This is a genomic window from Vibrio sp. 1401 (genome assembly GCF_033340295.1).
On record NZ_JAWOWF010000019.1, the window covers coordinates 71,103 to 84,808 of the forward strand.

The window sequence follows — 13,706 nt, forward strand, 5'->3', positions numbered from 1 at the left end:
ATAAGGATATAAGATGCGGCTTAAATCAACGTTATTGGTCTTGTTTGCAGTATCATCGTCGCCAAACGCTTTGACTTTAGAAGAGTCAGTTACGTTATCTCTCGATAGCTCCCCCAGTTTGCTTGCTCGCTATTCTCGCTATGAGTCGATGGTACGAGACCGAAATGCCATAAATGGTTCATTTCTTCCTCAGGTTAATTTGTATGCAGCAGCAGGGTACGAAGGTACTCGATATAACAACGGAAACTACATCGACAGTGAAGATAGAACATTAGAAAGAACGGAGATGGGCGTAAGAATCTCCCAACTGTTATTTGATGGATTTAAAACAAGTGCTGATGTTGATCGCCTATCTTACGAGGCTGAAGCTGAACGCTTGGACTTATTGGCATCTGCGGAAAATGTTGCATTAGATACTGTCAGAGCGTATGTGGATGTTTTACATGCCCGAGAGTTGATGAAACTGACAGAAAGAAACCTAAATGAACACCAAGAGATCTACCGTTTCATTCTAGATAAAAAAGAAAAAGGTTTAACCAGCAACTCCGACTTAGCGCAGGTTTCTTCGCGTGTCGCGACAACACAGTCCTCATTGATTGCCGCCCAAAACAATCTTTCCGATGCTAGAACAAGATTTGTACGTTTGGTTGGTCGAGCGCCGCAAAACTTAGTTGAGCCTGTTTACCCGCAGGAATTGCTTCCGAATAAGCTTGACGAAGCACTCAAACAAGCGGTTAGGTTGCACCCATCCATACAGTCGGCGATGAAAGATTTAGAGGCGGCTCGACATGAAGTAAAAAGAGAAAAGGGGGATTACTACCCAGAGCTCAAGCTTGAGCTGTCAGCCAACAAAACAGACAACGTGGATAATATTGAAGGCATTAACGAAGATGCAAAGGTTATGCTGACGGTCAACTACGATCTTTTTAACGGCTTTTCTACAGACTCCCGAGTGGAGTCATCTGCCTGGCGAGTAGAGGAGGCGAGGGCTATTCGAGCAAATGCAGAACTAGATGCGAATGAAGGTGTAAGGCTGGCATGGGACGCACATACATTGCTTCAACAGCAAATGGAGTTTTTAAAAGTCAACGTTGATGCGGCGAAAGTAACTGAATTAGGGTACATCCAGCAGTTCAATGTAGGGCGACGCAGTTTGTTAGATGTATTAGATGCCAAAGTTGAAACGTTTGTTGCGAGACGGAACTACACCCGAACAAAGTACGATCATTTGGTTGCCACTTACCGTTTATTCAACTCGATGGGGATTCTGACTTATGCGTTGCGAGTTGAGTATCCAGAGAACTGGAAGGAGAACAATAATGGATAAATTCGCAGTGACGAGTCTTCTAGTTTTTATGTTAGCAGGCTGTGCTGAATCACCGAATACGACGTTGACCACTTACCAGTACAACGACCTTAAAGACAATGATAGTGATGGCGTGATAAACCAACGAGATAACTGCGCAGATACGCCAAAAGGTGTCGTTGTTGACAGTGAAGGCTGTGCGAATTGGGTCAACGACTCGCAGACACACCTGATCAGTTTTTTCTTTGCGATGGATGAGCATCAGGTAACGTCATCTCATGATATGCCGCTAAGCGAGTTGAAAGCATTGCTTCAGAGTAACCCAAATGCGCAAGTCATACTGATAGGAGACACAAGCCCTGAAGCGTCACTCGAATACAACAAAGCGTTGGCAAAGAAAAGAACGGCAGCTATACGAGAATTGCTAGTGAGAAACGGCATTCAAGATAATCGAATTGAAGAGCAAGAGTTTTATCAGAATACGGCATTGACGGTACAACTAAAAAAACGGGAAAGGCGCACAATTGCTGTTGTAAACACGAAAGCTGAAAGTACTGAACAAGCGTGGACTATATTTAGTTCGGACAGCGAGTTGACACCTAATTCGAAGTTGGAGTTGAATTATGAAAATTAAAGTCTTGCCTTTCTTTGCTCTAGTTTCATGTTTGATTTCACCGCTGGCATTTGCTGACTCTGAGGCTCGAACATCGATTTTTGTCGAACCAGAGATACTAGAAACGATAGAAACATTGATAGATGAGCCAAGTGTAAATGTAGCGCTTGCATCTCAGTCTGGTGGTTTTAACGACATGCTAAATGACGGAACCTCTATTGCGATCACATCTAAGAAATGGTCAGATGAAAACATCTCCCGATTTCAACGAGAAAGAGGCCACAGGCCTACACGTTTGTTTTTAATGGCAAACGCTATTGTCGTAATCAATAGTCAAAAGAGTACGGTAGATAGTTTTTCCGTTAGTGAATTGAAACGCTGTGATGCAAATACGTATGCTTTCGGGGAGATGCGTTTAAGTAACCCAGATGTGAGCTCTAATGGTTGTCAATCATCGATTCAAATGCTTTATGAAGACCGATTGAAACGGGCTTTAAGCGACGACTTGTCAGCCAAAGCTTATATGCGATACTCCGATTTTAAATACTCAGAACAGTGGTCGAGCTACAAGGCTCTCTCTGTTCATCATAATGATGACTCATGCTCTTTGAGCACAGATTGCATCTATTCTCTTCGCTATCCATTTTCCGTGGTCTATTACGTTTATATAAATAAACAATTCGACACTAATCAGAAGATCAAAAAATCAAAGCTATTTGAACTCCTTACAACCGACCACAATACACAACAGGTACGAAATGCTGGGTTTATTCCACTACCAAAAGCGCTTATTAAAAGAAATAGAGTGAAGTTAGGGCTAGATGAGCCAGTTGTTTTAAATGGGTATAAATAAACTTCATACGCCTAACTATGTGGGCTTGAGTGAACGTACCGTCCTAGGAAGTTTTGCCTTGCTGCTCATTTATCTTTGGTTAACCTTTGGTCAATTGAGTTGGTTGTAAGTGGTTTTGTTGGTAATTTTTCTATTATTGTGGCAAGTTTACTTAAAACCACTTAAGTGAATTTAAGTTATGACACAAGAAGAAAGACTCGTAGCACTCAGAGCGAAGCTGGAGCAGCAAAACAAAGTAACGTTGTCTGAAGTTTGTGAGTACTTTGGTATCTCGCGAGATTCAGCTCGTCGAGACTTAGTTAAGTTGAGTCAGCAACCTGGGTTACAAAGAATACGAGGTGGTGTCATGCTTGCGCCGATCTCTTCCCATACCGAGGCATACGCGAGTCGACCCTTGAGTGACGTTAAACATCGACTAGCTCAAGCTGCCGCAGCGTTGTTGGATGAGCGCGACCATCTTGTTATTGATACCAGCACCATTTTGTCTCTGCTCCCACTCTATGCAGGAAAAGCGCGTTGTGGAGAAAACAAGCTCAACGTCGTTACTAACAGCATTGATGTACTGACCGCTGCTGAAACAAACGACACAATGGACGTTCATTTCTTAGGCGGACACTTTGACCCTTATGCCAGAGCAGTTTTAGGGGCGCAAGCAGAGCAGCAAATGCAGCAGTATCACGTGAACAAAGCGTTCATTGGCGTGTGTGCATTGACATCCCGAGGGCTGACAACAAATAGTTTGTTAGAAGCTACAATGAAACAAGCGATGATTGCTCAAGCTCAGCAGGTCATCGTCGTTTGTGAATCCCGAAAAATTGGTAGCGACAATTTCCACCACGTATGTGATTTGTCAAAGATCGACATCATTATTACCGATCATCCCCCTCAATCAGATTTTCAACAACTCCTCGATCACAATGATATTGAATGTATTGTTGTGTCACCGAAATAAGGAATCTTAGAATGGCTTACGATCCCGTAAAAACCGCTGTGATTGGTTACGGATATTCAGCAAAAACGTTTCATTTACCCTTCATTAAAGCGCTACCAAATTTAACGCTGAGCGCGATAAGCTCTCGTCAACATGAGGCGGTTCAAAATGATTGGCCAGATGCTAAGTGGTTTTCTGATGCGAATACTTTACTCGATGATAGTGATGCAGAGCTCGTAATCATTACTGCGCCAAATGACGTACATTACGAACTTGCAAAGCGTGCGTTGAACAATGGGAAACACGTCATCGTCGAGAAACCGTTTGTTACTCGTATAGAAGACGGTAATGAACTTATCGCCTTGGCGGAAGAGAAAGGTCTAGTGCTGAGCGTTTTTCACAATAGACGTTGGGATGGAGATTTTCTCACGGTTAAATCTCTTATCGAACAAGGTAAGTTAGGTGATATAAAGCTGTTTGAGTCACACTTTGACCGTTACCGCCCTGAAGTTCGTCAACGATGGCGAGAGCTAGCTCAAGATGGTGGTGGTATTCTATTCGACCTTGCTCCTCATCTTCTCGATCAAGCATTGGTGTTGTTTGGCTTGCCAGATGCGATAGACGCACAATGTCGAATGATGCGTCCGGGCGCGACGACGATTGATTATTACAACTTGATACTTCATTACCCTGAGCATATTGTGCACTTGCATTCAAACTTGTATAGCCCAGAGCCGAATCTCCGCTACAAAGTATTGGGTACGGAAGCTAAATATGAAAAGTTCGGATTAGATCCTCAAGAGGGCTACTTAAAAGAAGGCCGTTTGCCGGAAAACGATGCTTGGTCGGAAGAAGATGAGGCGTTATACGGCGTCCGTTACGACGAAGACGGTGCGCAAACTATCAAAACGGAGAGAGGCGCGTACCAAGCTTACTTTGTTGGTGTGGCAGACGCCATTCGTTTGGGCACTGATAACCCGGTTCCTGCCGCTCAAGCAGTACAGAATATCGCTCTGATTGAGATGGCATTGGAAAGCAGTAAAACGGGTAAAACGATTCAGGTGAAACCATGAGTTTGACGCTTGAACTCGTGGCCCTGCAAGAGCATGAACTTCAGTTGGCGGAATTTAATCACCATATTGCGTGGTCTATCGGCCTCGCTCTAAAAGAAGAGGCTGAAGCTCGCGGCGCGGCTGTTGCTATTGAGGTTTACGGCTTTGGACAAACGCTATTTCAATACGCGATGGCAGGAACCTGCGCTGATCATGTAGATTGGGTCCGTAGGAAGCGAAACTCAGTGTTAAGGTATGGCCACAGCTCTTACTATCTTTCTCTGTACAACAAGCAAAAGCAACGTGATTTCGAAAACCAGCCTCATCTCGATGCTCGTGAGTACTGTGCTCATGGTGGCGCGTTCCCAATTCGGCTTTCTGGGTCTGGTTTGGTTGGGGTTGTGACGGTATCGGGTTTACCGCAGTTAGATGATCATCAGCTAGTTGTGGATATATTAAAAACGATGATAGAGACAAAACCCTCTTAAACGCCAAATATGAAAGTAGCACGGTTCTTTATCGTGCTACTGAATTCTCTTTTTAGCTCATAAAGTGTTCTTTAATGTGAGCAAATATTAACATTGATCCCAACTTACTACCTGAAAATCAAATCAATTTCATATAACCTATACGCTCATTCATATAGAAAGCCTTCAAAGTTGGCCATTGGCAATGTCTTTTAGAAGAAAAGAAAAACTCAATCTTAGAAATCTTATTGTCACCCTATGTGTGTTCAGTGTGCTTGTCACTTTGATCAACGCATTCTACTCGATTTATCGTGTTCAAAGGGATCTCATCATCAATAACACGTTAGAATCAAACCGTGTTTACGCCCAAAAAATGTCTGAAATGACAGACTCTTTCATAGAAAGCTCAATGTCGCAGCTAAAATACAGTGCGAACGTGCTAAAAGACAAGATGCATGACGCTCAGCTTCTTGATAAAGAGGCTGAGAGATTAAGAACGCAAACCAAATCATTTAACTCTGTGGTTGTCGTTAATGCAAAAGGGGTTATTATTTCCGTATCACCTGAAACACTTCAGGTGAAAGGTGTAAGGTTAGTGGGTGAAAGAAAACGCCAATCTTTAAACGCTCAAGCACCAGTTGTTACTGAACCATTTATATCGCCCGCTGGAAATTACTTGTTAACCATCTCATACCCTATATTTTCTCAATCTAATGAATATTTAGGTTATATCGGCGGCACTATTTATCTAGAAAAAGAAAATATTCTCGCAGAGTTACTCAGCCAGCACGCATACAAAGATGGTTCTTTCCTTTACGTTGTCGATGAGAGTAACACTCTGATTTATCACCCAGATCAATCGAGGGTTGGTGAAGTAATCGACGATAATGAAGCAATCAAAGCGGTGACGATGGGGCAGAGCGGCAACAAAGAAATTGTTAACTCTCGCGGCGTCGAAATGCTTGCTGGTTATGCGCCAGTAAAGTCATCAGGATGGGGAATTGTTGCTCAGCGCCCGAAATCGATGACGTTATCTGTGCTAGATGAACAGATGTGGAATGTTTTCCTTAAGTCGATTCCAATTGGTTTATTAACTTTGTTGCTAATTTGGTTCTTGTCCCTTCTTATTTCTAGACCACTTTGGCAGTTAGCGGGTGCTGTGCGAGGTGTCGAAGAACATTCATCATCTATCGATGATCTCAAACTGGTTAAGTCTTGGTATTTTGAGGTCTCACATTTGAAGCTTAGTTTTCTTAAAGCATTTGGTATCGTGTCAAAAACCATTGATAAGCTGCAACTGGATACATTAACAGATTCGATGACTGGATTATTGAATCGACGTGGATTAGATAAAGTTCTTGGTTTGTTTAAGCAGGAAAATACCGCGTTCTCTGTTTTGGCGCTAGATATTGACCACTTTAAGAGCGTAAACGATAACTATGGCCATGACGTGGGTGACAATTTACTTAGAGAGTTTGCGCAGTTAATGAAAGACCAAGCTCGTTCTAATGATCACCTGTGTCGTTCTGGCGGTGAAGAGTTTATGATGTTTTTGGAAAAAACAGACGTAAACCACGCTATGGATGTTGCAGAGCGTATTAGACACAACGTGGAAAAACATGACTTCCAAGTCGTTGGTAAGGTCACGGTTTCGTTGGGCGTTTCTCACTGGAAAGGCAATGACACACCAATTGAAGCGGTAATGAAAGACGCCGATAATGCACTGTATAAAGCGAAACATAATGGAAGAAATAGAACGGAGTTGGGTGACGACGCACAATAGATATTGCGCTTTATGCTGAACATAAAACGAGCCAGTGACTAATTTTTGCTGTTAATCGCTGGCGTAACCGCTACCAATTGCGCGAAACGGCAAGTTTAGCTCTAACTCTGGAATTTGTTTACCCACCCAAGCCGGAAATGTATTGCTATTTGGCCCTGGAAACAGCGTATATTCTTCAGCCCAAGGGTATTGGTTAATAACACTTTGTATTTTAGGGATAAGCTGGCGGGCCTTTTCACCTTGTATGGAGAGGATCTTTTCTGGTTTTGCACCATACCAATATCGATCTGGCGTCCCAGTTTGGTACTGATATAGAGCGGGTTGTCCGCGATTCACTCTCCAGCCGACTACTTCATACACTGTATATTCGTTCGCATTTTCAGGCTTTATTGCAAACCATGTATGAACAGCAAACCAGCCTCGCCAACCAAACGCATCTGCGGCGTAAAACTCAATCACAGCATGCTTAACATTAGAAGGGTCGGGTGCGATACCCGCAGGTTCTCTGCTAGCAGTACGCCAATCTCCTTGAGTGCATCCACCCAGCATAACCGCGATTGACATGAACCCAATTTTTACAAGGTGAGTAAAGTTGAGAAGGTCTTTCATTTATTGCTCCTAGACCAACCGATGTTGGTAACGCTCTACTGATTTTAGCTATAAAAACGTGGCAAGCCTGATTGTTGAAATCCTCTCCTTATTAAAAGAGAGAGGGAAGTTAGTGCCATAATTCCAGTTCATACGTAATAATAAGGTAAGCCGATTTGTAACATGTGGCATAGACGATGCCGTATTTCTCGAACGATTCGTCTAGTTGCGTATGAAAAAGTAAGAGGTTGTATGTATTCCTTACACGACCACATGAATTAAAAGCATTAAAAAACAGATATTTACAGTGGATTTTGACTGATTGAGTGAGTTTGGGACCCTCACATTGTCTCACATTTGCTTGTTTTGGGCGGAATTTTCATCGCTCATCTTTTTGCGCGTTTAGAGTCAGCGTTCAGCTATGGCACAATAGGCGCTCACAGAACAAGTGCTGTTTGGTCATGCAAATAGCAGAAAAATAACTAGAAATAGAATAATTAATGTTTAAATCAAAAAGTATACTCGCATTAAGCATGTTCGCATTTGGCTGTTTTGCCAATCAAGATAGCGAACCAACGTCCGTTGTGCTGAACTATGGTGATTCCTCCATCAGTACTGATATTCAAGCCAATCGAAAATTTCATGTTGTCCGAGACAATGAAAGTGAGCACGTAGAATTTTCCGGCGGAATCACAAAGGAGTATTCCGATTATATTGTGAATATTCATATCATAAGAAAAAGCAATATACTCAGATCAAGCCGTGAGCTGAATACTACCGTATTGATGAACAGTGATCAGATTGGGAAGCCTTTAGTGATTGGCATTGAAAATGATGAGTTCACTAGTATCACTTTGCGTTAATGCTTAGTATTTATTGAATAGGAATGAGGAAATTGATGCTCTCAATACGCTGTTATCGCACCGAGGATGCCCCAACACTGTGGGCACTCTTTTACCATACTGTGCGAATCATTAATCGTCGCGATTATACGGAATCACAAGTTTCCGCTTGGGCACCATCAGATTTTGACCTCGATGTGTGGCAACGAAAAATGGACGATATTCAACCATACGTCGCGGAGATAGAAGGGCAGGTCGTTGGCTATTGTGATTTGCAAGGTGACGGCTTGATTGATCATTTCTTTTGCCATCATGAATACCAAGGACAAGGTGTTGGTCGTGATTTGATGTCTTTTCTTTTTTCACAGGCGAAAGTACAGGGGATAAAACGACTGTATTCTGAAGTGAGTATTACCGCCCGACCTTTTTACGAGAAAATGGGTTTCACAGTTAAGTCTCGACAACGTGTTGAGGTTAGGGGAGAAACCTTAACTAACTTTATGATGGAAAAGTATATTTAACTTAAATAGTGAGCATTTAGTGAGCTTGAACACAGATATAAAATGTTTTCCAATGTGAAAACGAGTTCATTGATCTCGCACCAACGTTTTGTTTGAAAACAGTGTACATAATCTTCTCTGGAACGCCATTACCGCATTTCGTCTCTGAAGGCTTAAAAACAGTCTGAAAGTTTTGGTTTTGCGGCGGGTAATAGCGTTCCAAACGCCAAATGTGTCTGGCTAACCATCTCAGGAAGAGAAGTAGTACTATGCGCCCTTATCTCAAATACGTTGTTCCAACATTGATACCATTGCTTGTTTGGTTAATGCCTCTCTCTGCGTTCCCATTTGATGGCATTACTATCGTCCAGCAAAGAGTGATTGCAATCTTCTTGCTTGCCGCACTTTGCTGGGTATTCGAGCCAATTCCAATCTACGCCACTTCGGTTGTGATCATTGTCCTAGAGCTATTGCTTGTATCAAATAAAGGTATTGTGCTCTTTCGTTTGCAAGAAGGGCAGCCACATTTTGGTGAGCTATTACAATATAACGAGATAATGGCGACCTTCGCTAGTCCGATTATCATGCTCTTCCTCGGCGGTTTCTTTTTGGCTATGGCGGCGACAAAGTACAGGTTAGATGTCAACTTAGCCCGAGTGTTACTCAAACCATTTGGACAAAAACCAAAGTTCGTTATGCTGGGGTTGATGCTGATCACAGCTGTTTTTTCCATGTTTATGTCAAACACCGCAACAACAGCGATGATGTTGTCCATTTTAACCCCTGTGATAGCAGTTTTCGGGCCTAAAGACCCAGGTCGAATTGCATTCGCTTTGTGTATTCCTGTTGCGGCCAACATTGGTGGCATTGGTACTCCAATCGGCACGCCACCGAATGCCATCGCCCTAAAATATTTGGTTGGTGACAACTTAATTACGTTTGGTGAATGGATGGTATTTGGTGTGCCATTCGTTATTGTGATGATGGCGTTAGCCTGGTTTCTGATTGGCTTTTTGTATAAAGCCGAACAAACCACCATCGATCTGAACATTAAAAGCAAGTTTTTGAAAACACCCAAAGCAATAATGGTTTACGTCACCTTTGCCGGCACGATTATTCTTTGGTTGATGGGTTCTGCACATGGAATGAATTCTTACACAGTAGCATTAATTCCGGTCGCAGTGTTCTCTTTGACGGGCATCATCAACAAAGAAGACTTGAAGAAAATCTCTTGGGATGTGCTTTGGTTGGTGTCAGGCGGTATTGCTCTGGGCCTTGCTCTAGATAAAACCGGGCTTGCGAAGCTGGTGGTACACAGCATACCGTTTGATCAGTTCTCGCCATATGTTGTCTTGTTTGGTGCGGCTTTCTTGTGCTTGTTAATGGCAAACTTTATGTCGCATACAGCCACCGCAAACTTGCTGATGCCGATTATGGCTGCGCTGGGTACTTCTATGGCTTCGCTAACGCCTCTCGGCGGTGAAGTTACTCTAATCTTGGTCGTGACATTTGCCGCTTCACTCGGTATGTCGTTACCAATCAGTACGCCACCAAACGCGTTAGCTCATGCAACAGGGCATGTCGAGAGCGGCCAAATGGCTCGTGTCGGTGCCGTGCTAGGCGTGATTGGCGTATTACTCAGTTTTGTGATGGTGTGGATTTTACATACTGTTGGGCATATTGGATAACCCATGTACGAAACGAAGTTAGACGCGTTAGTACAACGCTACTTTAATCACCTTGAACGCCGATTAACGGTTTTATCCGGGTCGGTGCTTATTGAGCAAGCAGGCTACAACGATCGCTTGTACTATGTGCTTTCGGGAGAGCTGGCGGGCTATTACGCGGAAGATGACAAGAAACCGATCCAGGTATTTTCTGCGTCTCAAGGTGCGTTTATTGGCGTACACAGTTTCTTTTCTGGTACGTGGACTGCCTCTTCGACAGTGATTGCTCAAACCGATGTTGAATTGGCTTGGATACAGCGCGATACGCCCGCCGTGGAAGAGGCGACATACGGACCATTGACGACACAATTTATGCCTGTGATGGTTAACGAATTATCTCGTCGTCAACGGCGCGCAATGCAAGAGGCATTGGCTAAAGAAAAAGCACTACAAAAGCTTCATACCGCAGAGCAAATGACAACGTTGGGGCAGCTTGCAGCGGGTATTGCTCATGAGTTGAACAATGCGATAGGCGTTGTAAGCAGTAAATCAGAACGGCTAGAGACAGTTATCATGGAACTGCTTGAAGAAGTTCATCCGGAAGCGAGTCAATTTTTTGATTTTGGTTTAATGCAAGGGCAGAAAGTCTCTTCTAGCGAAGCGAGAAAGCGGGGGCGCCACTTCGAAAAATACTACGGTTTAACCAAGGAGGTTGCTCGTGATCTTGCACGTGCCGTTCCAAATAATTTCCTTTCGGAACATTGGCTAAAAAGACCAGAAGAAGCGATACGTTTCTGGCAAATGGGGCGAGATCTCCATGACTTACGCATCGCTTCTAAACATACCGTTGGCATTGTGCGATCCGTAAAACAATTGGGGCGCACGGATATCGACTTGGATGAAGCGATTAACATCAATGATTCAATCAATCGCGCCTTGGCTCTACTGCAAAGTGACTTAAGACGAGTGAGTGTTCGTTTTAGCCCTGCGGATTTACCTGCTTTTATTGGTTCTCAAACCGAACTCGTCCAAGTTTGGGTAAATATATTAAAGAATGCGTGCGATGCACTTGGTGAAACGGAGAAACCCGGTATCGAAATACATACTCGGGAGAGTAAGGGTAAAATTTTGGTCACGATTGCTAACAATGGACCAGAAATTGATGAAGCGACACGTAGAAAAATTTTCCGGCCAAACTTCACCACTAAAAAGGGGGGATTGTCGTTTGGTTTAGGGTTAGGTCTGTCGATTGTGAAGCGCATTATCGCCGGATATAACGGCTCTATTGTGGTAAAGAGCGACAGTGAAAAAACGATTTTTAGAATCAAGTTACCAGTAGAGGGTGAACATGGAGAAGCTTAATGTAATTTGCGTTGATGACCAACGAGAGGTACTAAGCGCGGTTCTACAAGATTTAGAGCCGTTAAATCAATGGTTGAATGTCGAAGACTGCGAATCAGCAGGTGAGGCTCTAGAACTGATGGATGAATTTGATGCAGAAGGCGAGATGATCGCATTGATTATTTCCGATCATGTGATGCCAGGTAAAACGGGAGTAGAACTGCTGACCGATGTATCAAAAGACGGTCGTTTTGGCTTTACGAGGAAAGTGCTTCTTACCGGGCAAGCGACGCACACCGATACGATTAATGCGATCAACTCCGCAGGTATTGATCGCTACTTTGAGAAGCCATGGCAAGCGAGCCAATTGATTGAGTGCGTTAGAAACTTGGTGACCCAATATATCTTTGATGTGGGCTTAGATTACACTCAGTATCACGAACATTTAGATCAGAGTGTGGTGTTTGAACGTCTACGTTAATATGGGGCATTAAGCTTGTTTTCGTCACGGCCAGTTAGTGTCTGAAATCTATAGTGAATAGTTCAGCATGTTTAACGTGGCCGTGCGGAATATTGCTCTAGTATGCTTAACTCAACGAATAGCGGCTTGCACTGGCAACAGAAAGTGGCTTAGAGAACCAATAACCTTGCAGATAATCGACGCCCATTTCGGTAAAAAATTCACACATTTTGGCGTCTTCAATTCCCTCAATCACTACTTCAATATTATTTTCCTGGCACATAGTGATAAGAAACTTCAGATATTCTTGTGAAGAGCGGTTGGTTAGTGTTTTCCACGCCATCGACCTATCAATTTTGATTTGTGTCATCGGGAGGTCGAAGAAGCTATTTAATGAACTGTAACCAGATCCAAAGTCATCCAGAGAGAGTGCAAATCCTAGTTCCCTGAGGGTATTCAGAGGGGCAATGGCTGTCTGATTATTATCCAAAATAAACGTTTCTGTTAGTTCCAACACAATAGACTCAGGATCGACACCAACCTCATCCGCCATGGCTTTAATTCGCGCAGGGAATTCACTATTCATTAACTGGAGTACAGAAACATTCACGTTGACACGAACTTGGTTTTGGTAACGCTCACGGTAGTTTTTGATAAATTCACACGCTTTGGCAAAGACTTGATATCCGAGTTCGACAATCAAACCTTTGTTTTCTGCGACGGGGATGAATTCGTCTGGATAAATTTCGCCAAACTCTTTGCTACGCCAGCGAACCAGAGATTCGAAGCTCACTACTTTTGAGCTTTTGGCGTCAATAATTGGCTGAAACTTAACGCTTAATGTCTGTTTTTCAAGTGCACTTTTTAGACCTTGCTCAATAAAGAAATAACGGTCTACGGCATGCTGAGTTTTCTCACTGTAAACCGCAACACGGTCTTTATTCTGCTCGCTTGCGTACTGACAAGTTCGTGCTGCTTTACGTAATATTTCCTCTGCTGAGTGACTTGGATCTATGCAAGGATACAAACCAATACTAATGTTACTTCCTAAGTATTGGCCCTCTTCAATCACTGCCTCGTGGTAGGTTTCCTTTAAACTTTCGGCATAACTTTGCAGCGTTTCTACCGAGCATTCATCGTGAATCAAAATCGCAAAGTCATCATCATGTACGCGATATACAGAACTATTTGGAGAAGGTAGGTGACTGAGAGTTTGTAGCAATTTTTGGCTTTGTTGCGTAATTCGATGGAACTAAATCAGGAAGTTACGATCTGATCGGTTACATCAGTTAATCATCGTAGC

At 43.2% G+C, this 13,706-nt stretch carries 13 protein-coding genes and 1 pseudogene; 12 read left to right on the plus strand and 2 right to left on the minus strand.

Going from position 1 to position 13,706, the window contains the following annotated elements:
• Positions 1–13: 13 nt before the first annotated feature.
• The 7 genes from R7Z77_RS11870 (at position 14) to R7Z77_RS11900 (ending at position 7,005) form a co-directional block, all read left to right on the plus strand.
• On the plus strand, positions 14–1,327 hold the full coding sequence (locus tag R7Z77_RS11870) for a TolC family outer membrane protein (RefSeq protein WP_005377756.1): 1,314 nt from the start codon (positions 14–16) through the stop codon (positions 1,325–1,327).
• Complete coding sequence (locus R7Z77_RS11875) at positions 1,320–1,940, plus strand: OmpA family protein (RefSeq protein WP_054574113.1); 621 nt, start codon at positions 1,320–1,322, stop codon at positions 1,938–1,940. Before R7Z77_RS11870 ends, R7Z77_RS11875 begins: the two co-directional genes overlap by 8 nt.
• Positions 1,930–2,772, plus strand: coding sequence for a phosphate ABC transporter substrate-binding protein (locus tag R7Z77_RS11880; protein ID WP_213967679.1), 843 nt, complete (start codon positions 1,930–1,932; stop codon positions 2,770–2,772). The genes R7Z77_RS11875 and R7Z77_RS11880 overlap by 11 nt, the downstream gene beginning before the upstream one ends.
• A 178-nt stretch (positions 2,773–2,950) precedes the next feature.
• The gene (locus R7Z77_RS11885) at positions 2,951–3,724 is read left to right on the plus strand and encodes a DeoR/GlpR family DNA-binding transcription regulator (RefSeq protein WP_213967680.1); all 774 of its coding nucleotides are present in this window, start codon (positions 2,951–2,953) and stop codon (positions 3,722–3,724) included.
• Between the two features lie 11 nt (positions 3,725–3,735).
• Entirely contained in the window at positions 3,736–4,776 is a 1,041-nt protein-coding gene (locus R7Z77_RS11890) for an oxidoreductase (RefSeq protein WP_213967681.1), read from the plus strand.
• Positions 4,773–5,243: a heme-degrading domain-containing protein gene (locus tag R7Z77_RS11895; RefSeq protein ID WP_213967682.1), complete on the plus strand. Its 471-nt coding sequence runs from the start codon at positions 4,773–4,775 to the stop codon at positions 5,241–5,243. Before R7Z77_RS11890 ends, R7Z77_RS11895 begins: the two co-directional genes overlap by 4 nt.
• 184 nt (positions 5,244–5,427) lie before the next feature.
• Positions 5,428–7,005 carry a sensor domain-containing diguanylate cyclase gene (locus tag R7Z77_RS11900; protein WP_213877531.1) on the plus strand — a complete coding sequence of 526 codons (1,578 nt, stop codon included), beginning with the start codon at positions 5,428–5,430 and terminating at the stop codon, positions 7,003–7,005.
• A gap of 51 nt (positions 7,006–7,056) precedes the next feature.
• Here the strand turns inward: R7Z77_RS11900 and R7Z77_RS11905 are convergent, their stop codons facing one another.
• Positions 7,057–7,614 (minus strand): DUF3750 domain-containing protein, encoded by a 558-nt coding sequence (locus R7Z77_RS11905; protein ID WP_054574115.1) that lies wholly within the window; start codon positions 7,612–7,614, stop codon positions 7,057–7,059.
• Positions 7,615–8,093: 479 nt separating this feature from the next.
• On the opposite strand from R7Z77_RS11905, the gene R7Z77_RS11910 reads away from it, so the two are divergent.
• The 5 genes from R7Z77_RS11910 to R7Z77_RS11930 all read left to right on the plus strand — a co-directional run bounded on the left by R7Z77_RS11910 (position 8,094) and on the right by R7Z77_RS11930 (position 12,424).
• Entirely contained in the window at positions 8,094–8,456 is a 363-nt protein-coding gene (locus R7Z77_RS11910) for a hypothetical protein (RefSeq protein ID WP_258457840.1), read from the plus strand.
• Between the two features lie 35 nt (positions 8,457–8,491).
• Positions 8,492–8,956: a GNAT family N-acetyltransferase gene (locus R7Z77_RS11915; protein WP_017820619.1), complete on the plus strand. Its 465-nt coding sequence runs from the start codon at positions 8,492–8,494 to the stop codon at positions 8,954–8,956.
• 248 nt (positions 8,957–9,204) lie between these two features.
• Positions 9,205–10,623, plus strand: a complete 1,419-nt coding sequence (locus R7Z77_RS11920; RefSeq protein WP_318136684.1) for an SLC13 family permease — start codon at positions 9,205–9,207, stop codon at positions 10,621–10,623.
• Positions 10,624–10,626: 3 nt separating this feature from the next.
• Positions 10,627–11,964, plus strand: a complete 1,338-nt coding sequence (locus R7Z77_RS11925; RefSeq protein ID WP_005389108.1) for an ATP-binding protein — start codon at positions 10,627–10,629, stop codon at positions 11,962–11,964.
• Positions 11,951–12,424: a response regulator gene (locus R7Z77_RS11930; protein ID WP_005377744.1), complete on the plus strand. Its 474-nt coding sequence runs from the start codon at positions 11,951–11,953 to the stop codon at positions 12,422–12,424. The genes R7Z77_RS11925 and R7Z77_RS11930 overlap by 14 nt, the downstream gene beginning before the upstream one ends.
• Before the next feature lie 106 nt (positions 12,425–12,530).
• Here R7Z77_RS11930 and R7Z77_RS11935 read toward each other — a convergent pair.
• Positions 12,531–13,631 (minus strand): annotated as a pseudogene (locus tag R7Z77_RS11935) (putative bifunctional diguanylate cyclase/phosphodiesterase); the annotation flags it as partial.
• Positions 13,632–13,706 lie beyond the last annotated feature (75 nt).